The sequence below is a fragment of the Shewanella sp. 553 genome (assembly GCF_059338375.1).
This window is the reverse complement of sequence record NZ_CM181701.1, coordinates 2,764,355-2,786,797: the sequence shown is the minus strand read 5'-3', so window position 1 is coordinate 2,786,797 and position 22,443 is coordinate 2,764,355. Positions and strand designations below refer to the sequence as shown.

Here is a 22,443-nt window from a genome sequence, read left to right as displayed (position 1 = left end):
CGATGTGATAATCGTCACTACAGGGCTACTTTGGCTATGGCTATTCAGAGAGAGGCTATTTAGATTCGCAGCTGGCTTGCGGCTCAATAATCGACAACTTATTACTTAAAATCAGCGAATTAGGAATTAAGTGAGTCACCCCATCTCCTTTAATGGTGATATAACGTAAGTTCAAGTCAATCACTGTACCTTTAGAGCCCGTTACCTCAATGGTATTGCCCATTCTTATGGGTTTATAAAGTACTATCATTATCCCGGCGACTAAGTTTGATATCGCATCTTTTAAGGCGAAGCCAAGCGCAAAGCCTGTTAATCCTAAGCCTGCCACTAACGCGCCTACATCAAAGCCCATCTTTGACAGGGCTAATATGCTACCAATAAAAAGTAACATGGCTTTTTGCGAGTTAGAGATTAATCGAAACGATTCAGACGCGGTCGAATCGAACCGAGTCTCGATTTTTTTTAGTAGCTTATCAATGGCTAGACTTAATACAAAAAATGCGGCAAAAACCAGGAGGGCGAAGATGATCTGTTGGCTCATTTAATCTGCTCATTTTATTAAAATAATGCCAGCTAATGCTGGCGAAGTAACCCTAATGCACAGTGTAAATGGCTTAAGCAAAACACTAAAGTGATTTTTAATCTTGTATTATCACTCAATAGCGAATTGCCAAGGCGCCTTACGGAGCTCACTCACTCAATCACTCACTTTAATTATGGGCTGAACACTTATGTTTTTGTACCCTTCAACTGGGCTAAGGCATTCACCTGAGGCTGCTACTCACGATTTAAGTTTGCTCGTGCACTTTAACAAACAGTTTAAGTTCACGATTGAGTAGTTCAGCATCCCCCAAGTTAAGTTCTAACATTCGCCGTAAGTGACTGATGCTGTCGAGGTCGATAAACAGGCAAGACAACCCCAGGAGATCATCTTGTCGATGGCTCAATTGGGTTTCCATCGACACCACCATATCTGAGTCGCCTAAGGTAAAGCTTAATTGCAGTGGCTGGTCGTTCAGCGACAACCCGTCTGGTTGTTCTACAAGAGCGCCATTGAGGCTGAGATCATGGATTGTGGTTGGCCAGGTGGTCTGTCCCTGAGTGAGTGTTGCTTTCGCTTCATATAAGATCCGCGAAAATTGGCGTCGTTCATTCATTATCTGTCCTTAACTGCCTTAAACATTGCACTGGCTGGCTTTAGCCTACTAACTAAGCATAAGCTAACATGGGCTAGCTGTAAAAATCTTGTTTTATATCGATATTTTTCATTTGTTTAGTTGATTTAGTCAACGCTGTTTAGTTGATTTAGTCAACGCTTAGGTTAGGCGCATTTTGTGGGGCATGTCGATATTAACGACAGTGTATTGCCTGAGGGGATTCAAAACGCTTCTTGCTTAGGTTCGCAGTTTTACAATATTACTAATATGCTTATATGCATATATGAAAAATTATGAATAATGTCGTTATCAGGCGATAAACCGATTTAGGGCGGGCAAATGGCTCATTCTCTTATGATTAATACAGTGCTGGTGGTTGATGACGAGGCGGTCATTCGTGCTCGGTTAAAAGGCTATTTTGAGAAAGAGGGCTATCGGGTGATTGAGGCTGAAGATGGCGAGCAGATGTGGCAGCAATTTTCGAGTCAACATGTTGATTTAGTTATGTTAGACATTAACCTTCCCGGTGTTGATGGCTTGAGTTTAGCGCGCGAGCTCAGAAGTCGCTCCGATGTGGGGATCATCTTAGTGACCGGGCGTGATGAAGCCATTGACAAGATCATCGGCCTCGAAATGGGGGCCGATGATTATGTGACCAAGCCCTTTGAGTTACGTGAACTACTGGTACGAGTCAAAAACCTGCTTTGGCGTATGTCATTAGTTAAAAAAGCCCAGCAAGAGACCATTGCCCAGTTAGAGTGTAAAGATGATGTGATGGAGTTCGAGGGCTACACCTTAGAACTCAACAGTCGTAAATTAAAGTGCGGCGATGAGATCATCAAACTCACTAAAGCCGAGTTTGAGCTATTAGTTGCGTTTTCGTTACACCCTCAGCAAGTGCTATCGCGCGAGCGCTTGATGCAGCAAACCAGCCATCGTAATCAAGATGTGAATGACAGGACCATAGATGTCATTATTCGTCGGCTGCGCAATAAACTGCATCCAGAGTTGTTTGTGACTGTCCATGGTGAAGGGTATCTGTTCTCTGCCAAAGTCGACAACTAGTTGTCGACGTGCTTCAGCGCTGTAACCCGATAGATGGGATAAAAGTCGGCAGGGGCCAAACTGTGACGCAGTTGATTAGCTGAGGGTACCTCTTGGTGTAAACCGATAATTTTAGGACCGATATCACCAAAGGCTGCGGCGCCTTGTAGTTCTCGCACCACTATATCGATGGCGAGTTTTCCCTGTAATACCACCTGATCATCGGCGCTAAAAGCCACTTTGTGTCGATAAAGCCCTCTAAGGATCGCGGGCGATAGGTAGCTGCTGACTAGAGTGACCTTGGTATCGAGTTGTTGCTGTTGCAATGCGCCTATCGCCGCTTCAATGGCCACCGCGCTGCCTAGAATAAAGTCAGGCATATGGTCTTTGAGTAAATGATGCAGTTGGTCTCGGTATAAATTGCGATTATTATCGGCATGGCGATTCGATGATATGGTCACTGGGCTATCGGCTAGAGCGTCAATAACGCCTTGCTCTACCCAAGTGGTGCCGCCCACTTTTTCGGGGCCTGTGAGCAGTGCCAAACGTATGTTGGTCTTCGATGGGGCTTTGGTCAACAATTGCCGGATATAGTCGCCGCCAGTCCAGCCCATCTGATACCAGTTGACCCCTATGCGAGTGGTTACCAACTCACTGTCGAGGCGATTGACGAGCGCAATAATCGGCTTATTGACCGGTCCTTGGTAACCTCGCAGCAATAGCGGATCGACACTACCCAGTAATACGGCGTCGAAAGGGGATTGCATGCAGTGTTCAAGTTGTGCCAATTGGCGGTCTTTATCGTAATAACTACCCGCTTCAAATAATTCGAGTTCGATACCCAGTTGTGTGGCTTGGGTGACGAGTCCATAATCTATGCCTATCCAATAGGCATCTTTAAGGTGCGGCACTAACACACAGACGCGCCAAGGTTTTTTAGACGATAATAAAGCGGTGTGTTCAAGAATGCTTGTCTGTTGCAGCTTGGCATTAAAGGGACTGCGCTGTTCGAGTATCCATGGCCTATGATTGGCCGCAGTTGCCGAATAACTTAACCATATCAACATTAATATGAGATGAAGTAAGGTTTTTGTTAGGCTGCTCATAAGGTAATGCTCATCGATAGAGAATAGCTCATGGTCGCCGTAGCTATCTACGCCATGGCGTAACGTTTATCATTGTAGTGTAACAGTTTGAGGAGTGTTGTGGGCGCGTTATCGTTATCAAGCAAAAGCTTAGTTGGCCGTTTAATGGTTGCGTTTAGCCTACTAGGTTTGCTGTTATTATTGCTCGTTACCCTAGGCAGTGTATCGCTTTATTGGGTTAAAGAGGCTGACCAATACCTCTATGAAGAGGCATTACCAGCCTCCGAAGCTGCGCGCCAATTAATGCAGTCTTCCAATGCCTTACTGGATAACGCTCAAGGTTTAAAGCAGGTTGAAGAGGAAACGCAGCGAGCATTTTTAGGTCGAAAGTTATCATTAGAAGGCAGTAACTTACTGGGGGCTATTGCGCGCTTAAAGACGTTAAATGTCGAAGACGATCGCCTTTTAGAGCTTGCCGCGGGCGACATTTTACGTGATTTATCGCAATTAGGCCGTCAAGTGGGTGAGCGTTTAATTTTGGCTAAAAAACTAAGTGAGCAGGGGCAAGCACTAACAGACGCCGCCAGCCGTGCCATTGAGCTGCTAGAGGCTGAGCTGGCCATTGTGGACTCGGCGGTATTGGCCAAGCTAAGTTTGGCCTATCCACAAGTCGTGGGGGAGTTACAAACGGCACACCTGCTTGATACCATAATAGAGCAAGATCTCGATATTCAAGAACGACTTAATCGTGCCTTAGCCTTAGTGCATCATATCGCTCTGGTGGGACAGTTACTTCAGTCACCCGAGCAGCAACTAGGCTTAAATAAGGTGCTGACCAGCATGTCCAATCTGGTGCCTACAACGCGTAAAGTGTATCAAGTTGAGCCTATAACACTGGCGGATTCGGCGCAGATGTTGCCATTCACGCAGATAAATATGATGCCGCTGGAGCTCTTAAAGGGGTTGATACGCGATCCTAGGCGCGCCGTGGAACTAGATAAAGAGTTAACCATTTTACGCGGTGTGAGCCAAGGGCTCGCGTTGCAGCAAAACTATGGTCAAGTATTAGCGCAGCAAAATCAGCAGCTATTCAATTTGACGGAAAAACTGGCGCAGTTAAATAGTGCGGTTGACGAGGCCATGCAGGCACAGCAGGCTAAAGCCGCCGAGGCGCGGCAGCAATTTTTACAGCAACTGTCTTGGGCTAAAGCCGGGTTATGGAGTACGGGCTTATTGATGTTGATCTTAATGCTGCTGGTGGTCTATCGGGTGATTTACCGTGGTATTGCGCTGCGTTTAAATGAGGCGACCTATGCGCTGTCTCGCCTCAGTCGCGGTGATACCTCGGTCGCGTTAGACCCACACGGTGATGACGAACTCACCGCCATGGCATCCGCTATCGAAGTGTTTAAGCAAAAGACGCGGCATAATCAGAAGCTGCAAGCTGAGCTTATTCAGCATAAAGCCTCGCTGGAAAAGACCATTCAAGCTAGAACTCAGCAGCTCGCCGAGGCGAACCGCCAGCTCGATGCCGAGGCCAAAGGGCATAGCGCGGCAAGGGTGATAGCCGAGGAAGCCAGTAAAGCCAAATCGCTATTCTTAGCCACGATGAGCCATGAAATTCGCACGCCGCTCAATGGATTATTAGGCACTTTAACCTTGCTGGGACAATCACCGCTGCCCACGGCGCAAAAACAGATGTTGGCCTTGTCGCAATACAGCGGCACGCTGCTGCAAACGGTATTAAATGATATTTTGGATTTTTCACGTTTAGAGCAAGGTCAGTTTAATAATGAACCGCGTCCGGTCGCCTTGCCTGCGCTGCTCGACGATATCGTGGCCATTATGTTAGCCGGCGCCGGATTATCTGGTTTAGCTCTCAGGCTCGAGAGTGACAATGTGCCTGATTGGACGTTGCTTGATGGGCCTAAACTGCGCCAAGTGTTGTTTAACTTATTGGGCAATGCCATCAAGTTCACTCCCGAGGGTGGGATCATCTTACGAGTCCGCGCACAGGAAAATCGGCTCTATTTTGAGGTGGCCGATACTGGCGTTGGCATCAGTGATGAGGGGAAAGCACAACTTTTTAAAGTGTATAGTGACTTGCCAAATCAAGGTCGCTCGCGCGGAACCGGGCTAGGGTTAGCCATCAGTAAAGAGCTGGTGGAGGTGATGAATCAAGGCGCAAGCGAACACGCCGCGAGCGAGCACACCACATTATGGGTGCAAAGCGAGCAAGATAAAGGCAGTGTATTTGGTTTTAGTGTGCCATTTATTAACTGTGAGCCGGCGGTTGAGGCCAGCGGCGAAATCATCAAAACCGTGTTAAAGCAGCGAGTGCTTGTCGTTGAGGACAACAAGGTTAATGCCATGGTGGCGCAAGGCTTTTTAGCCCATTTAGGGCATGAGGCCGTACTGGCGACCAGCTGTGCACAAGCGCTCAATTGCTATTATGCTGACGCGCGTGGTTTCGATGCCGTTATGCTTGATATTCAGCTAGGTGATGGTTCGGGATTTGAACTACTGAGGCAATTGAAACCTGACAATGACACCAACATATCATCGGTAACGTTTGCGGCATTTACGGCGCAGATCCAAAGCGAGGATGTTGTCAGTTATCAGCAAGCGGGTTTCGATGTGGTATTGGCTAAACCGCTCAATATGCAAGCCTTGATGAGTTGGATTGGTGTGGTTGCAGTTAAAGATACACCACACACGCCTGATGAGGTTGTTATACAAACTGACGGGCAGCAAGATAGTGAGGTAATAGCAGGGGATGCAACCCTGCCGCACCCGTTACTCAATCAGCGCCAGCTAGATGAAGATAGGCAATATATAGGTAAAGCCACCCTAGTTGAGATGTTTACCTTGTTTCAAAGCTCGAGCCGCGAGCAGCTTGCCCGCTTGAGCGTGTTACCCGAAGACGCCGCTAAATGGCTGCATGGGTTAAAGGGCAGCAGCGCGAGCATGGGCATGTTGGCGTTGATGCAGCGGTGCCAATTACTCGAAGCGCAACTGGCTGCGGGAACTGCTTTGACTCTTGAGCAGTATCAACAGCTAGAAGCCTTATGGCTAGCCTCGTTAGCTGCCATGACCGCTGAGTTGGATAAAGAGGCGTAATGAAACACAGTGCCAGCGTTGCAGCAGCCTTAACGGGAGAGGTGGCTTACAGCGGGCGTAAATCTGGTAAACTTGACGCTTATTGATTGTCTCTTACTCGTTACTTATTGTTTTTACGCTTGTATCTGCAAGCAACAGGTTGATTTGAATGCAATTTGCTCAGTTAGATTTACATCCATCATTACTCCGCGCGCTGACACTCTTAGGCTTTGCTCAGCCAACGGCGATTCAGGCCGCCGCCATCCCGGCCATTTTAGCGCAGCAAGACATACTCGCCTCGGCGCAAACGGGCACAGGTAAAACCGCCGCATTTGTGTTGCCGATATTGCAACAGCTGCTGGCGCAGCAGGATGACGGGAGTCACTCACCCGTGGCGATTAAGGCGCTCATTTTAGTCCCAACACGCGAGCTGGCGCTGCAGGTGCAAGCGAGTGTACAAGCCCTTGCGCAGATGACGTCATTGCGCAGCGCCGTTGTGTATGGTGGTGTCAGTATCGATGCTCAGCAAAGCCAATTACATCAAGGTGTTGACCTGTTAGTTGCAACCCCAGGACGGTTACTCGACCACCTACGCCGCGGCGGATTGAGTGTGGACGCGGTCTCATACCTGGTGTTTGATGAAGCTGACCGCATGTTGGATATGGGCTTTATGGATGAGATAAACGCCGTGATGGCGCAGCTGCCAAGCACTCGCCAGACCTTGTTATTTTCAGCAACCCTTGACGATAGTGTGCTGAGCTTTAGTCGCAATCTGCTGCGCAGCCCCCAACGTATCGAGGTCGACGCCCCTCATAGTGCGGCGCGCGACATAGAACAACGGGTTTATGCGGTCGATAGTGATAATAAGTTCGCTCTACTCAGCCATCTTATTCGTCAAGGTCAGTGGCAGCGGGTTTTGGTGTTTAGTCGTAAAAAGATCGCTGCCGATAAGTTAGCTCAGCGCTTAATTGATGCGGGTATCATGGCTAGGGCACTTCATGGTTCATTGTCGCAAGGCGGGCGAGAGCAAGTGTTGCAAGCATTTAAGGCTGGCGATATTAATGTGTTGGTGGCGACCGATGTGGCCGCTCGTGGTATCGACATTGCCTCGCTCGATCATGTGGTTAATTATGAGTTACCGTTTGCGGCGCAAGATTATGTGCATCGCATTGGCCGTACTGGGCGAGCCGGACAAAAAGGAGTGGCTATTACCCTGTATAGCGAGGAGGAGGATGCCTTACTGCTCGAAGAGGTCGAAGCCCTATTAGACAAGCGTTTGCCGCAGCAGTGGTTGCCAGGGTTTGAGCCCGATCTGACTAAAATGGCGCCGTTGGCGGGTAAGCAGGGGAAGTCGGCGCAGAAACGCCGCGCTAAACGCCGTGGTCGCGGCTGAACAGTACCTATAAAAAAGCGCCGCAGAAGCGGCGCTTTTTTTCGTGTTGTGCTGATTTAATGCGATTGTGATGCGGCTAGCGTTTCACAATCAACCTTGACCCAATGGGTGGTTAAATGGGCCAATGCGGTATAAAACTGACCATTATCGCACTGGCTCACTTTGTCGCTAAACGTCTTTAACCAACTATTAAGGTAATTGTTGATAAACGCCTGTTGTGTGGTGCTATCGGCTCGTTCAGCCTGATGGGCAACATAGGCTAAGATCACCGCCAGATGATCTGCAGGCTCAGGGAATTCACTCTGAACCTGTAACTGACTCTGTTCTAAATGGTCGAGCATCTGTTGATGTTGCTCGCCAAACAGCAGTACGTCATCATCGTCTTGCTTATCATTGGCCATATACAGGCTAGCGTATGGGCTGGCGCTATGTTTAGTGCCGACCAAAAACAGGCCGCAATAGTCCGCAGCCAGTTCCAGTAGGGCTTTATCTGTGGTTAAACCTAACAATACCGCGTTGATCTTAGCCACATCGGCGCCCAACAGTGGATCGCTTGCCAGCTGTGCCAAGAAGGCTTGCGCCTGCGCACTGGTCAGTTCATGCAATAGTGGCTGGTCGACCTCTTTAGCAAATAATGCCGACAGTAAGCGATAGACCATGGCTCTGCCCTGATTAACGTTATTGTCCTGTGCGTTGCTGTTATTCATTGCTGTCTCCTTGGCGTTGGCCATTGTCTTAAATTGCCGTTTCGATAGGGCCACTAAACGAGCTGACCTCAGGCACTTTACCTTGGTAGCGCTCAAATTCGACCAAACAGGTGTAGGCCGAGCAGGCTTGGGCCAATTTTGAGGTACCGATATCGAGGGTCAAGGTATTGGGGTCACCATAGCTGCACAATGCGCCAATTTCGTTGCCGCCTTGCTTGCTACCATCTTTACCGACCGGGCCATACCAGGCACCTTCTTGGATACGCACCACCCCTTGAGGGAAGCGGTTAGACACCACCGCACCAGCCAGTAACTGACCTCGGCCGTTAAATACCCGCACAATATCGCCATCGTTAATGCCGCGCTGCTTGGCATCGAGTGGATTGATAAACACTGGCTCACGACCCTGAACCGTATAGGTTTCTCGGTATTGCTCTGACTCACACATCTGCGAATGTAAGCGATGGTCAGGGTGGCATGATTGCAGCCAAATCGGGTGTTTATCCGAACCAGGGCCGCCATGGCTGCGCTCTGATTTTTCTATCCAGGTGGGGTGACCGGGGCAATCATCGTAATTATATTGCGCTATTTTACGACTGAATATTTCAATTAAGCCCGAAGGTGTACCCAGTGGATTGATTTCAGGATCGTCTCTAAAGTCAGCGTGACGTGTCCACGGTTCGCCCTCGCCAAAGTGGACATAAGCTTGCTTCCAGAAGGTGTCAAAGTCAGGCATGGCAAAACTACCATCGTTATCGGCCTTACAGTCGTTATACAGCTTTTTGAGCCAGTCAAATTCACTCATGCCGCGAGTATACTGTTCACCTTTGCCTATCAGAGTGGCAAAGCGGGTGAAAATTTCAAAATCTGACAAGCTTTCATACAATGGCTCAACCATCTTTTGCATCGCCAAGACCCCGCGATTAGCATAACTGCCGTACACATCTAGATCGTTGCGCTCAAAGGTAGTACAGGCTGGCAGCACGATATCAGAGAAGCGGCAAGTGGCTGTCCAGTTAGTATCTATGGTGACGACACATTCGAGTTTGTGAAATGCACGTTTCATGCGGTTACGATCTTGGTGGTGATTCCAAGGGTTATTACCGGAAAATACCATCATCTTAATGTCTGGATAGGTAACCTTAGAACCATTAGCTTCAATGGTTTTCCCAGGCTCTAAAATGGCATCAATCCAACGTGCTACCGGGATAGTGCTACTGGCGCCCTTAAAGTCATTGTTATCAAATAACGGCTTTTGGCCTTCATCTAGGTTACGCGGAAACGCGCCCGGCGCCGCGGCACCCGATGAGGGCACACCAATACCCGAATAGTGATGACCATAGCTGATACCTCCGCCCGGTAAGCCAATTTGGCCTATCATGGTGGCGAGTACGGCGGCCATCCAATAGGGTTGCTCGCCATGTTGTTGGCGTTGAATACACCAACCCATCATAATTTGGGTGCGCCCCGCAGTCATCACTTTAGCCAGATCGCGGATGATCTCCTGGCTAACGCCGGTGATCTTACTGGCCCACTCGGGGGTTTTCGCTACGCCGTCTGACTCACCCATAAGGTAGGGGAGGAATTGATCGAAGCCTAAGCTATAGCCTTCGATAAACTGTTTATCATGCAGGTTTTGGCTCACCATCTCATGGGCGATACCCAGCATTAAGGCGACATCGGTTTGCGGATTGACATATAACTGCTCACAACCCAAGTATTTTTGGGTTTTGGTGACCACAGGATCTATGCTGATCACTCGGATCTTGCCTTGTTTCACTTTTTCTTTAAGTTGCGCAAGGTAAGCAAATGACTCATGAGTCTCGGCGTTCCAACCCACTTGCAGATTTTTATAGGGATCATTTGACCATAAAATAATGGTGTTGGATTCTTGTAAGATCAGCTCCCATGAGGTGCCCTGTGCATAAACCTCGGTCGAACCGAGCACATAAGGCATGATGGTTTGACCGGCTCCGGTTGAGTAGTCACCGATTTTTTTGATGAAGTTACCGTGCATACCCACAGCGCGTTGCATATGGCTGGTACAAGAGTGCAGTTGGCCTGTGGCGCGCCAGCCCGTTTGGCCAGCGTGTAGGCCTGAGGGACCATATTTGGTTTGCACTTCATCGAGTGAATCTTTAAACAGTGATAAGGCCTTATCCCAGGTCACACGTACAAAGCGAAAATCACCACGTTGGCTGGTGTCACTCTTGTGGCCGTTAAGCAAAAAGTCTAAGCGCACCATAGGGTAACGAACCCGAGATGGATTGTAGACCAAGCCTTTAATACCGTTAATCATATCGGTTGGATATTGGTCTCGGTCAAATGGGATCACCTGATCGATAACGCCATTTTTACGCTTCATCTTAAATGCACCAAAGTGCGACCCGGTTGTTAACCAGCCATCATTGGCGCCTGTGTTGGCGAGGGCATTAAGGGGGGCCAATACTGACGCACCACTGAGGGTCACATAAGAGGTGGCTGCAAGGCCCTTAAGAAAATCTCTTCTGTTCATGTTGATATCCTTTTTAGTGCGCCGACTTATCGAAAGTAGATGAATGTTCTTGCAAGTATTTTTGTACTAACGCTTGAGTGTCTTGGTCCATGTTGACGAACGCTATCATGCCTTGGAACATGCCTGGCCAAGTGTTGGCATCGAAATGCGCTTCGTCTGGTTGGGTATGACAGACGCTACAACTGGTGGAGTAGGTCTCACGTGCGTAGTCCCACAGGGGTTGTAAATCTTTGACGAGGAAATCTTTTTCGGTCCAAATCTTGGCTTCGACTCGTTGCCATTGCAGCCCTGTCATCGGATCTTCTTTCTGCTCGAACACCTCCATGACGCCTTCTTCCAGTGCGGCTTCTTTTGACAGTTGCGCCGACAAGATATTGAGACCAAAATCGAAGTAGATCACCCGTCCCGCGCCCACTTTCTTACGCCAGCCGTCGATGCCGACTTTAACGCGATCGCCTTGGGTTTCGAGTACGGTCACTTTAGTGGCGATATTCAATGTGCCGGCTTCGACATCTGTGGTGCCATTAAAATAGAGTGGTTTAGTCAGTGCGGTGAAGTAGGTGTCACCCACTTGTAGGCTGCTTTCGCCAGAGCCCACTTGGGCGATGAGTTCAGGTGCACGTGAGGTGCCCATATCAGGTAGTTTGTGAGCAATACCTTTATGGCAATCGACACAGCTTTGATCCATTTCGGCTGCGCGTTTCATCTGTTTTTGCGCCAGTTTTGACATGCTTTCCCATTTCATTGAGGCATAGTCGTGGCAATTTTTACAGGCTAGCGAGTCATCGCGATCGAATCGTTTCCATTCGCGGCTGGCCATTTCAAGTCGCTTAGCTTCAAATTTTTCATCTGTGTTGACCGTTTGCAGTAACCAACCCCAGACATCGTGAGAGGCTTCCATTTTACGGGCAATTTTACGCGTCCAGTTGTGTGGTACATGGCAGTCAGGGCAGGTGGCGCGCACCCCTGAGTGATTTGACCAGTGCACCGTTTGTTGCAGCTCTTGGTAAGGCTTACTTTCCATGCTGTGACAGCTAATGCAAAAGGCTTCGGTATTGGTCATTTCCAGTGCGGTGTTAAAACCACCCCAGAAAATAATGCCCATGAGAAAGGCAGATAAACTGATGGTACCTAAGGTGAGGTACTTGGCGGGCTTGTTGAGCGTACGCCAGATAGTAATAAACCACTTCATAACAGCATCCTTAAAAAATAGATCAGGTAATTATTTAACTTAGTGTGAGACGACGCCGCCGAACGCTTGGATCATCCAAATGACAAAGCCATAAGCCCCTATGCCGCTGACCGTTAAAATGGGAAACAGTAAAAAAATGATGAAGCCCAGCGCCTTAAGTTCTTTGGATTTCACCTGACTGGGTTTAGTCGCTAACTCTTGCTCTGCCATGATCTGCTCTCTTAGTGGTGATCTTTGTCTATGGCTACAATATTAGAGGAGGGTTGTTAACGGCTGTCACACTTGGGATGAATGAACATCGACAACTTATGAAAAAATATGAAAATTAATTTTGAACATCACAGCAATTGCCCACTGTTACTGTTAATCATCTGGTTTTAAATGGATTAAATTGACATGTGCATCTAAAAAATCGCTACGATCAGGTGTGCAGAAGCTGCTTTAATCACAACAGGTACAGGAAGCCTTGGCCTATGTGATAAATATCTGCTGATTTGTTAATTTGCGCTAGTTTATCGCGCCAGATTTCCTGTAAAATTCGCGCCAATCAAGGTTGTGTTGGCGCTCGATTATGCCGAGCTTCGCTAGGTGCTGCATTTTTGTTCCCTCATTATGCCGCGCACAATAAGGTACATCATAAGTACTCTGTGGTTCTTTAATCCGATAGTGTTGAACGGGATCCTCACTGCCATAACCTTGTCAAACTAAGCGCACAATAAAGGTAAATAATTATGAAGTCTGAACAGACTCTCGATACCCCTGCTGTACCTACAAGTTCGATGTTGGATCGTTTTTTTACTATTTCTGCCCGTGGCAGTAGCATAAAACAAGAAGTGATTGCCGGGTTTACCACCTTCTTGGCCATGGTTTACTCGGTCATAGTGGTGCCTAATATGCTTGGTACCGCTGGCTTTGATGCTGGCGCAGTATTTATTGCGACCTGTTTAATCGCCGCTTTTGGTTCGTTGTTAATGGGGCTGTGGGCTAACCTGCCAATGGCGATTGGCTGTGCCATCTCATTAACCGCTTTTACCGCGTTTAGCATGGTATTAGGCCAAGGGATCTCGATTCCGGTCACGTTAGGCGCCATCTTTTTAATGGGGATAGTGTTTACGTTAGTGAGCGTGACGGGGATTCGTCAGTGGGTACTAACCAACCTGCCTAAAGGGATTGCCCACGGTACGGGTATCGGTATCGGCTTATTCCTTTTGCTTATTGCCACTAACAGTGTGCAGCTTATCGTCGCTAACGATGCGGGTTTACCGGTGAAGTTGGGCGATATCCATAGCTTACCTGTGCTTGCGACCGTTATTGGCTTGGCGGCGACCATTGGCCTTGAGCGCCGTGGTGTGCCAGGTGGCATTTTGTTGGTGATTATCGCGCTGTCGCTATTTGGCCTTATGTTTGACCCTTCGGTGACCTATCAAGGCTTGTTTGCTTTGCCGGATCTGATGTCTGAACAATCGTTGATCGGTCAGCTCGATATAATGGGGGCGTTAAACCCCTTAGTATTACCTATCGTACTCGCGTTAGTGATGACAGCGATTTTTGATGCCACAGGCACTATCCGTGCGGTGGCGGGTCAAGCCGAATTACTCGATAAAGACGATAATATTGTTGGTGGTGGTAAGGCGCTCACCTCTGACTCTGTGAGCAGCATCTTTGCTGGTGCTGTGGGCGGCGCGCCCGCTGCTGTGTATATCGAGTCGGCTGCAGGGACCGCCGCTGGTGGTAAAACTGGCCTGACAGCGACCATTGTCGGTGTGCTATTTTTACTGATGATGTTCTTGGCACCACTGAGTTATTTAGTGCCTGCTTACGCCACAGCGCCTGCGCTAATGTATGTCGGATTGTTGATGTTGAGCAATGTGACCAAGCTTGATTTTAACGATAAAGTCGATGCTATGGCTGGACTAACTTGCGCAGTGTTTATCATTTTAAGCTGTAACATTGTCACAGGGATCATGTTGGGCTTTGTCACCTTAGTGATAGGCAGACTGTGCAGCGGCGAATGGCGTGCCATCAAGCCGGGTGTGTTAGCGATCACTATCGGTCTGGCGGTTTTCTATCTCGGTGGCTGGGCAATTTAAGCGCTTATCCATATCATAACCTGCCTAAATTTGTTGCTGTAGCTGAATTGCCCCTCAGCGCAGCGCATAAAAAGGACCCCAAAAGACGAAATATCCTTTCGTCTTTTTTTATTGGCTGTAAGCGCGCAGCAGATCTTTCCAGGTGACGATGCCGACAATCTTATCCTGAGATAATACTGGCAGTGAGCCAATATTATGTTGCAACAACAAATGAGCCGCCGCTTGTAAGGAGCAATCTGTTGTGGTGGTGATAGGGTTGCGCGTCATCACTTGGTGTGCGCGTCGCTGCAGGGTTTCAGCATCACGTTCGGTTGCGTTGATGGCGCCAATATGGGGGCTTAATGTGCGCAGGTAATCTCGCTCAGATAACACCCCTTGTAGTTTATCGTTTTCAATCACCAATAGATGATGAAACGGCGCACTGTCAAAAATCTCTTTGACTACGGTAAGACGGTCATCCATGTCGATAGTGGCGACTCGGGTACTCATAATATCGGCAACGGTGACGCTCATAGTCTACTCCCTCATGTTGATGTTATTTATAACAGACAATTAACCGTTCAACAAATCAACGATTTTGCTGAAATATGCAAAGGCTTACTACCGTGATATAACCTGCGGCAAGTGTTGCTGTGCGTCATTCACCAACAGGAGATGAGTCAGTCACACTGAGCCTTAGTCTGTTGGCGTTAGGCAGATAAAGAGTGTTAACAGATTGAGAGACTAGCCATTGCATGGTGTTTCTTAACTATGACGGCAGGGCCCAAATTGAGGCGTGTTATCGAGGTGAAGGGGACATCAGCCTAGGCGATCCTAGGCTGATGTTAGGTTTTATGTGTCGAATGTATTAGAAAATCAGATGCGCGGCACCCGCGATAACAGGCAGGGTCACTAGGGTTCTTAAAATAAACACTACAAATAACTCGACAATATTGACCGGGATCTTACTGCCTATCAGCAAGGCGCCCACTTCACTCATATAGATAAGCTGGGTGACCGACAGGGCGGCAATAATAAAGCGAGTCATATCTGATTCGATAGTACTGGCCAAAATCGAGGGGATAAACATATCCGCAAAACCCACTACGATGGTTTTTGAGGCCTCAGTGGCTTCAGGAATTTGCAGTAACTCAAGTAGTGGGATGAATGGCATGCCAAGGTAGTTAAATAGCGGCGTGTATTCGGCGATCATCAATGCGATGGTGCCGATAGCCATGACGACCGGGATCACGCCAAATACCATATCGATGACATTTTTGAGGCCATCTTTTAAGGTGTGCGACACGCCTTGTGCATGCGCCGCTTTGTTCATTGCTTGCTCAAAGCTCCAAGCAAACACGCCCTTGCCGTGCGGCACGACTTCATCGTCTGGGTGACGTGGTGTGTCGTCGATGTAGAGATCTTTTTTCCAGCACAGTGGCGGTAACTTAGGCACGATAATCGCTGCAACCACACCTGCTAAACAGACGGTTAAGTAAAATGGTGCAAACAGGTGCTCCAATTTAACCTGCGAAATCACCACCAATGAGAAGGTGATTGAAACCGCCGAAAAGGTAGTCCCTATCACAGCCGCTTCTCGCTGAGTATAAAGGCGGGCTTCATATTGTTTACTGGTCATCAATATGCCAACGCTGCCGTCGCCAAGCCAAGAGGCCATGCAATCAATGGCGCTGCGACCTGGCAAGTTAAATACTGGGCGCATAATTTTGGTTAACAAGGTGCCAAATAGTTCTAGCAAGCCGAAGTTAAGCAGTAATGGCAATAACATACCGGCAAAAATAAATACGCAAAATAGCACGGGCAGTAGGTCGTTGAGGACCAAAGCGCCGGTATTACCCGAATGTATCGCTTCGGGGCCTATGCCCATATAAGTCAATACAATGAAGACCGCACCAATGATGCGAACGATTGCCCACATTGGGTTTACGTCAAGCAATGCATTGATAAAGTGATGCTGCTTTAAAGCGTTAGGCTTGAGTAATTTGCAGATAATGGTCGCGATAGCGGTAATGACCACTATAAAGGTCACTATGGCGGTTAGTGCATCGCCTAATAAGCTTTGTAATCCTTTTGATACGATAGCGATGGGGATGGTGATCGCATCTTGATAGCTAATCGGTGTCATAAACAGTAATAAGCCGATCAGCGAAGGGATGAGAAATGTAAGTAACGTTTTTATGTTAGTTTTTTGTTTTATAGCCACTTTTTTTGCCTTAAATTACGCTGTCTGTACAACGGCAAGAAATAAGAATTAAATCCATAATTTTATTTACAATGAATATCCATTCATCTAATCGACGGAGGTTACCGCCTAAGTCCAGTGATGTAAAACCATTTAATGCGCAATCTTGTGACTGGTTGCAATAGCATAGTTATTTGCACTTAATGACTATTTATATTGTACTCAAAATTATCGCTTTTGCACTATGTAATTTCTGGTTGCAATTGGGTTAAGTGTTTGTTGTTGATTGGTTTTATTAAGTTTGCTCTAGCGTCAGCTGTTGTCGGTTGAGAGCGGCATTAATTGGGTGAGTTCGGCGCTAACATGATGATGCTAAAGCATTTGATTTGTGGACTTAAGGGGCTATGACGACAAGTTTTGCGCCTAATCGACTGTCGATTAGGCGCTGTTTGCGGTAAATACACGGCTAATATAGAGCGGTTAATAACGTATGTGGTCAATAGTTAGCACGTTTCAGTGCTGCGTTTTTATCGACTTAATGCTCGCTCGGGATAAAGATATTCGCGCGCCAAGTTTAGTGGATTTTGTCCGCCAGTTAACCGAAAGTCTGCCTTAGGCTTTTGGCTTTATCCGCATTAATTTTCAGCTCAGAAATGGAGCCTTCAACGCTCTGTAGTGCAACCAGATTATTATTCGATGCCTGGGTGATCTGATTAATTCCCTGATTTAGTTCTTGTACCACTTGCATCTGCTGCTGCGCCGCGACGGCATTTTGCTGGGCAAATTCGTGAATGCTGCTGATTGATGTATAGAGTTCATCCAGCTTTATCGCCGAAGATTCGGTTTGCTGGGCGCAGTGTTCGGCCAATTGCTGGCTTTGACGCATCTCTTCGCTCCAGTCGCTGAGCATCTTGAACATTTTGTCGACGCTTTGGGATATGCTGGTTGTCGATTCTTGAGTGCGGCTCGATAGCGCCCTGACTTCATCGGCAACGACCGCAAAGCCGCGCCCCTGTTCGCCTGCTCGGGCAGCTTCAATGGCGGCATTGAGTGCCAATAAGTTGGTTTGCTCGGCGATGGCATCGATTTCGCCCATGGCATTGGCCACATGTTGAGCTTCTTGATGCAGCTGCTGAGTATTTTTTGCTACATGGGTGACGCTTTGAGTGAGCGAGTCGATATCTTGGCTGTTTTGCTGCATCATGGTGCGATTATCGTGACAAATTTGATAAGTGTCATCGATATGGTTTGAGGTCGACTGAATATTACTCACCACCTCATTAAGGGTCGCCCCCATCTCTTCCATAGCGCTGGCCATCTGCTCAATTTCTTGATGCTCTTTATCGATGCCACTGTGAGTTTGATTCACGGCAATAATCAGTTGATTGGTGATGTCGGTGATCTTATCGGCGCTATCTTGATTTTTGCCTAACACGCCCTGCATCTTGGCGTCTTTCATCAATATCTGAAATGTTAGTAGTGAGGAGGAGTCTTTTCCGCAATACACAAAGCGGCTGACCGAGTCATACTCTTGTTTCATCGCCATTAACTGCGTTGGCACCCGAAAGGCCTCATCGTAAAAGATGGCCAGATTCAATCCGATCAATACCAGTCCGACTAAAATGGTCTGCCAGCCTAAGAAGTAGCCCGCCATCGCCAGCCCTAGGGTGGTAACCACCGCAGAAACGATGCGCTTTTGCACTAATGAAAGTGGATCCTTGACCGTTTTACCTTGGTTAATTTGCTCATATAGGGCCTGCGCGCTGCTGATTTTTTTTGCATCGGGTTTTACCCTTACAGATTGATAACCTATGAGTTTGCCTTGCTCGTATAAGGGGGAGACAAAAGCATCGACCCAGTAAAATGAGCCATCTTTACAACGGTTTTTCACCATACCGCGCCAAGATTGGCCGGCTTTTAGTTTTTGCCAAAGATCGGCAAATGCCGCCGCAGGCATGTCGGGATGACGCACCAGATTGTGATTATGGCCCACCAATTCTGATTCACTGTAACCTGAGATGTTGATAAAGGCTTGGTTAACGTAAGTGATCACGCCACGGGTATCAGTGCTCGAAATGAGCTCGTCTTTATCTGCAAGTTTTACCTCGCGCATCGAGGTGGGGAGATCATGATGTCTAGTTGTGCTCATGTAGGGAGGTCTTCAGCAAGTCGCCATCTCCAGCTTGTTATTTGCGAAGTGGTTGGTGGCGTAATAAAAAATTCATGGGAATTCTAACAGGCATGCCATCAATTTGTTAGCTGCCTCACAAATCTATTTTTAGTGAGACGTGGCGCGTAAAATAAATGCTAAGATTATGATCTTGCTCTAATAAAAATATTGACTCAGTGATGATGTCACGTATATTCGTTTACCCTTTTATATTATAAGGTTATTTGTGAGCGAGTCGCAGAATAGGCTAATAATGTTGCTAAAATTGTTATCAGAAATATGCGCCAAAGCTCGGCATAAAATTCTAATTCCATATAACCTAGTAGGACGACAGCATTGCATTATCAACGGACTATGAATTCATCACAGCGTAAATTACCCACATTGGGGTTTAGATTTGGCATGCTGGGCATTACTGTGCATGTGCTTAGTTTAATAGTGGCGGCGTTGGGATTTAATGATTTTAATGGTAATGGTTTTAGCTTTTTTAATTTCTCATTAAGTGAACTGGGCCAATATGGTCATTCTCAATTAGCGGTAGTGTTTAACGGTGGGTTATTTTTTGGTAGTTTGAGCTTGGTGTTGTTTTGTTTGTTTTCATTGCAATATAGCGACAGCCCGCTGCTGTACCCTTGTCTGTTACTGCTGATATTAGCCTTGTTGGCGCTGGCCATTACAGGTTTATTTCCCATCAATGTGCACCATTTACACACCTTAGGTATCGAGTCTTTCTTTTATTGTTCGCTGCTGAGTATCGCTTGTTACTTGGGGTATGTATGGCAGGGTGCAAGGTTGGCAATAAAGCCCCTTAAGCGTTTTGCTTATCGAGGCTGCGGTGTGTTGAGTTTGCTGTGTTTAGCCGTGTTTGGTTTGTTTGTTTTTTTTGCTCAAGTGGATAATAGCCTAAGCAATAATGGCCAAGCATTTTACCATGGAATGATGATGATCGAGCCACGCCCTGAATTTTGGTGGCCCGCCATCGTTGAGTGGTTAGCGTTACTGCTGTTTCTTGGTTGGAGCGCGGCCTTGGTGTGGACTCAGCGCCCTACGCGCGACTAGCGCCCTTGCTCAAATCCCGCTTGTCCAAACCAGTATCCATTACAGGTTAAGTTATTGTTAGTGGTGACATCGGCACTCGTGATATTGACGCTATTAGCTGTCTGGTTAGTTTTTAACTTATTGTCAATAAACAAGTTATTAGCTAACTCTATTGAAGCTAAGCTACTAGGGGAAACCCTAAAATAGTCGACGCCGAGGCGCTGCATCTCCTGTTGCTGATCACTCAAGTCAATATAACTGGCCGATTGAGTTTGAATGCCATTAAGGCGTAGCAGCGGCTGGTTTTCTTGGGTTTGCGCCAATACACCTTGCGGATAGTCAATACAGATGGTTTGGCAGCTATCTTTGGTTAATCCTTGTTGGCGCGCGGTAAAGCAGCGCGCAGAGTGTGCCAGTGGCATGTAGCCATGGCCAAAGACTTCCACCTCGATTTGCCTTGGAGCCAAGTCGGTTAATACTCGTTCGAGCCAGTGCTTTGATAGCTCCAGTGGCATGACAAATCGTTGCATTCCCCAAGCGGCTAATTTCTGCAAACTGGCCGCATTATAGTTGTTAATACTTGGCCCACAGATAAAAGGTAAGCCGAGTGATTTCGCTACTTCCACTGCACCCATATCGTTGGCTTCCACCATAAACTCACCATTATCGATTTGCTGCTTTAAGGCGGTAAATTCAGATTGTGCTTCGATCAGTGCCAGCGTGGAGAGCACCACCTGTTTACCCGATGCCTTGAGCATCTGAGCTAGCTCAAGGTAGTCGCTAAATTTCAGTTGGCGGCGACGGCTGCAGACGGTTTCACCTAAATAGATCAGCTCAATGTCGCTATTGGCTGCTTGTTGATAAAATTCGCTGACCTGCGCCTTTGACCAGCAATATTGAATAGGGCCTAAAGATATTTTCATATTTGCTCCTTTATTAGCTACTGCCAAGTGCGCTCATAGGCTCCAAGTGTGGTGACTTGACCTTCAGATACTTTGGCTAACGCTTTGTCCCACTCAGCTTGAGTTGTGTAGGCCTCGGGATGGTGTAAAAACGTGTCGATAGCCTGACGCCAAACACGGGTGACTTGCTCAACATAGGCAGGGCTGCGCTGGCGTCCCTCGATTTTAAGCGAGGCTATGTTCGCCTTTGCCAGCTCTGGCAATAAACTGAGGGTATTAAGGCTGGTCGGCGATTCCAATAGATGGCTCGGTTGGTTGTTATCTGCTGTGATATAACGGCCCTTACACACCACGGGGTAACCCATCTGTTCGTTAATATTGGACTTATCAATAAGCACTTCATTTAGACGCGTTAAGCGTTGATCGCCAAGCTCTTGCCAGCGCACTGCATTGGCCGGTGAGCAGGAGCCACCAGTATTGGGCGATTGCCCGGTCACATAGGAGGAAAGGTGGCAACGCCCTTCGGCCATAATGCACAAGCTGCCAAAGGCAAACACCTCCAGATCCACAGGTGTCACCTTAGCAAGGTCGCGTACCTGTTTCATCGACAACACTCGCGGCAACACGGCTCGCTCAATATTAAACTCGCGTTTATAGAGGCTTAAGGCGCCAAGATTGGTGGCGCTGGCTTGCACCGATAAATGCAGTGGCAGCTGAGGGTAGCGGCTATGGGCGTAATCAAGTAGCGATAAATCGGCGACAATTAAGGCATCGACGCCAAGATCGGCGGCGATATCGATAGCCTGATACCAACGCTGTTCTTCTCCCGGTTGAGGAAACGTATTGATAGTCAAAAATAACTTCTTCCTCAGAGCGTGAGTGTACTGCACCGCCTGCACCAGTTTCTTCGGGGTAAAGTTTAGGCCAGCAAACGAGCGCGCATTGGTATCATCTTTAAGGCCAACATAAATCGCATCGGCACCTGCATTGAGTGCTACTTTCAATGCGGCTAAGTTCCCCGCAGGGCATAAGAGCTCCATAACTGCCTCTTTCTTAAAAAGTGTGCAGTGTAAAAGGGAATGGCCACCTATATGTTGATGTAAAACAGGTTTGCGATCATAAAAGCTGGGTAAAATTGAATTATCTCTCACTTTCGGGGTGAAAGCCGAATCGATCATTAATATTAAGCGCGGTTGACGCGAGTTGGTCACGCTTGCATAAAGGAGTTATTCACGCGATGCAAAAAAGTGTGCTAGCCAATACCGCTCAACATCTGTTGCAACTTGGTCCTCAGGTGATCGCCAAGCCGTTAACTATAGTGCCTTTTGCCGTGAAGGCGCGCATATTAGAAAAGCTGTTGAACTTGTTAATGGCGGAACAAATCGAGGATGGTGAGCTGAGCTTTCTTCTGCAGCGCTGGGTTAAAATTGACATTGTCGATATGAAACTGAGTTTTGATGTTAGCTTTGATAAACACTTTGTGGTGCGAGCGCCCGCAAAGGCCGAAGTGACCTTTAGCGGTCGCAGCAAAGAGCTGGTATTGATTGCCGCAGGTAAAGAAGATCCCGACACGCTATTTTTTCAACGTCAACTGGCTATCGAAGGCGATACTGAATTGGGGCTTGAGGTGAAAAATTTATTGTTAAGTATCGAATTTGACACTATGCCGGGTTTGGCCAGAGAAGGGCTAACCGCCTTAGCTTCGCTGCTTGAACAACTGCAGCGTCAAGCCGATGCTCAGTGGGCATAACGCTAACTTTTGTACCGTGTTGTACGTAACCGGTGAGGCTAGTTTAGGCAATTTAAGCGTTAGGCTTTACTTGGATGCCGTTAATAAAAAAGCGAAGTGTAATACTTCGCTTTTTTGTG

Annotated in this window: 18 protein-coding genes; 6 read left to right on the top strand and 12 right to left on the bottom strand. The window is 47.6% G+C overall.

What is annotated here, in order from left to right:
• Positions 1-55: 55 nt before the first annotated feature.
• A complete protein-coding gene (locus AC5YBZ_RS12350) occupies positions 56-541 on the bottom strand; it encodes a mechanosensitive ion channel family protein (RefSeq protein ID WP_494523774.1) in 486 nt (161 codons plus the stop codon).
• 247 nt (positions 542-788) lie between these two features.
• On the bottom strand, positions 789-1,157 hold the full coding sequence (locus tag AC5YBZ_RS12345; protein ID WP_494521219.1) for a PilZ domain-containing protein: 369 nt from the start codon (positions 1,155-1,157) through the stop codon (positions 789-791).
• A gap of 354 nt (positions 1,158-1,511) precedes the next feature.
• Here AC5YBZ_RS12345 and torR point away from each other — a divergent pair, with 354 nt between their 5' ends.
• Positions 1,512-2,222 carry a two-component system response regulator TorR gene (gene torR, locus AC5YBZ_RS12340; protein ID WP_494521598.1) on the top strand — a complete coding sequence of 237 codons (711 nt, stop codon included), beginning with the start codon at positions 1,512-1,514 and terminating at the stop codon, positions 2,220-2,222.
• On the opposite strand, the gene torT is transcribed toward torR, so the two are convergent.
• The gene (gene torT, locus AC5YBZ_RS12335) at positions 2,219-3,307 is read right to left on the bottom strand and encodes a TMAO reductase system periplasmic protein TorT (RefSeq protein ID WP_494542967.1); all 1,089 of its coding nucleotides are present in this window, start codon (positions 3,305-3,307) and stop codon (positions 2,219-2,221) included. The two genes, torR and torT, sit on opposite strands and share 4 nt — an antisense overlap.
• Before the next feature lie 99 nt (positions 3,308-3,406).
• Here torT and torS point away from each other — a divergent pair, with 99 nt between their 5' ends.
• Positions 3,407-6,406 carry a TMAO reductase system sensor histidine kinase/response regulator TorS gene (gene torS / locus AC5YBZ_RS12330; RefSeq protein WP_494521220.1) on the top strand — a complete coding sequence of 1,000 codons (3,000 nt, stop codon included), beginning with the start codon at positions 3,407-3,409 and terminating at the stop codon, positions 6,404-6,406.
• Between the two features lie 148 nt (positions 6,407-6,554).
• Positions 6,555-7,778, top strand: a complete 1,224-nt coding sequence (locus AC5YBZ_RS12325; RefSeq protein WP_494523773.1) for a DEAD/DEAH box helicase — start codon at positions 6,555-6,557, stop codon at positions 7,776-7,778.
• Positions 7,779-7,834: 56 nt separating this feature from the next.
• Here AC5YBZ_RS12325 and torD read toward each other — a convergent pair whose 3' ends face one another.
• From torD to torE, 4 genes are read right to left on the bottom strand one after another with little or no spacing between them, the layout of a single operon-like run.
• On the bottom strand, positions 7,835-8,485 hold the full coding sequence (torD, locus tag AC5YBZ_RS12320; protein WP_494521222.1) for a molecular chaperone TorD: 651 nt from the start codon (positions 8,483-8,485) through the stop codon (positions 7,835-7,837).
• A 28-nt stretch (positions 8,486-8,513) separates the two neighbouring features.
• Complete coding sequence (torA, locus tag AC5YBZ_RS12315; RefSeq protein WP_494542966.1) at positions 8,514-11,000, bottom strand: trimethylamine-N-oxide reductase TorA; 2,487 nt, start codon at positions 10,998-11,000, stop codon at positions 8,514-8,516.
• Between the two features lie 13 nt (positions 11,001-11,013).
• Positions 11,014-12,192 carry a pentaheme c-type cytochrome TorC gene (torC, locus tag AC5YBZ_RS12310; protein WP_494521224.1) on the bottom strand — a complete coding sequence of 393 codons (1,179 nt, stop codon included), beginning with the start codon at positions 12,190-12,192 and terminating at the stop codon, positions 11,014-11,016.
• 39 nt (positions 12,193-12,231) lie between these two features.
• Positions 12,232-12,402, bottom strand: a complete 171-nt coding sequence (torE, locus tag AC5YBZ_RS12305) for a trimethylamine N-oxide reductase system protein TorE (protein WP_494521225.1) — start codon at positions 12,400-12,402, stop codon at positions 12,232-12,234.
• 521 nt (positions 12,403-12,923) lie between these two features.
• Here torE and AC5YBZ_RS12300 point away from each other — a divergent pair.
• Positions 12,924-14,282: an NCS2 family permease gene (locus tag AC5YBZ_RS12300; protein ID WP_494542965.1), complete on the top strand. Its 1,359-nt coding sequence runs from the start codon at positions 12,924-12,926 to the stop codon at positions 14,280-14,282.
• A 108-nt stretch (positions 14,283-14,390) separates the two neighbouring features.
• On the opposite strand, the gene AC5YBZ_RS12295 is transcribed toward AC5YBZ_RS12300, so the two are convergent.
• The 3 genes from AC5YBZ_RS12295 to AC5YBZ_RS12285 all read right to left on the bottom strand — a co-directional run bounded on the left by AC5YBZ_RS12295 (position 14,391) and on the right by AC5YBZ_RS12285 (position 18,613).
• Positions 14,391-14,795 carry a CBS domain-containing protein gene (locus AC5YBZ_RS12295; protein ID WP_494521227.1) on the bottom strand — a complete coding sequence of 135 codons (405 nt, stop codon included), beginning with the start codon at positions 14,793-14,795 and terminating at the stop codon, positions 14,391-14,393.
• A 334-nt stretch (positions 14,796-15,129) separates the two neighbouring features.
• On the bottom strand, positions 15,130-16,407 hold the full coding sequence (locus AC5YBZ_RS12290) for a YjiH family protein (protein WP_494521228.1): 1,278 nt from the start codon (positions 16,405-16,407) through the stop codon (positions 15,130-15,132).
• A gap of 652 nt (positions 16,408-17,059) precedes the next feature.
• On the bottom strand, positions 17,060-18,613 hold the full coding sequence (locus AC5YBZ_RS12285) for a methyl-accepting chemotaxis protein (RefSeq protein WP_494521229.1): 1,554 nt from the start codon (positions 18,611-18,613) through the stop codon (positions 17,060-17,062).
• Between the two features lie 375 nt (positions 18,614-18,988).
• Between AC5YBZ_RS12285 and AC5YBZ_RS12280 the strand changes: the two genes are divergently transcribed.
• Positions 18,989-19,693, top strand: coding sequence for a DUF998 domain-containing protein (locus AC5YBZ_RS12280; RefSeq protein ID WP_494521230.1), 705 nt, complete (start codon positions 18,989-18,991; stop codon positions 19,691-19,693).
• On the opposite strand, the gene AC5YBZ_RS12275 is transcribed toward AC5YBZ_RS12280, so the two are convergent.
• Complete coding sequence (locus AC5YBZ_RS12275) at positions 19,690-20,595, bottom strand: U32 family peptidase (RefSeq protein WP_494521231.1); 906 nt, start codon at positions 20,593-20,595, stop codon at positions 19,690-19,692. The two genes, AC5YBZ_RS12280 and AC5YBZ_RS12275, sit on opposite strands and share 4 nt — an antisense overlap.
• Positions 20,596-20,612: 17 nt before the next feature.
• Entirely contained in the window at positions 20,613-21,614 is a 1,002-nt protein-coding gene (ubiU, locus tag AC5YBZ_RS12270) for a ubiquinone anaerobic biosynthesis protein UbiU (protein WP_494521232.1), read from the bottom strand.
• A 197-nt stretch (positions 21,615-21,811) separates the two neighbouring features.
• Between ubiU and ubiT the strand changes: the two genes are divergently transcribed.
• Positions 21,812-22,324, top strand: coding sequence for a ubiquinone anaerobic biosynthesis accessory factor UbiT (ubiT, locus tag AC5YBZ_RS12265; RefSeq protein WP_494521233.1), 513 nt, complete (start codon positions 21,812-21,814; stop codon positions 22,322-22,324).
• Positions 22,325-22,443: the final 119 nt, after the last annotated feature.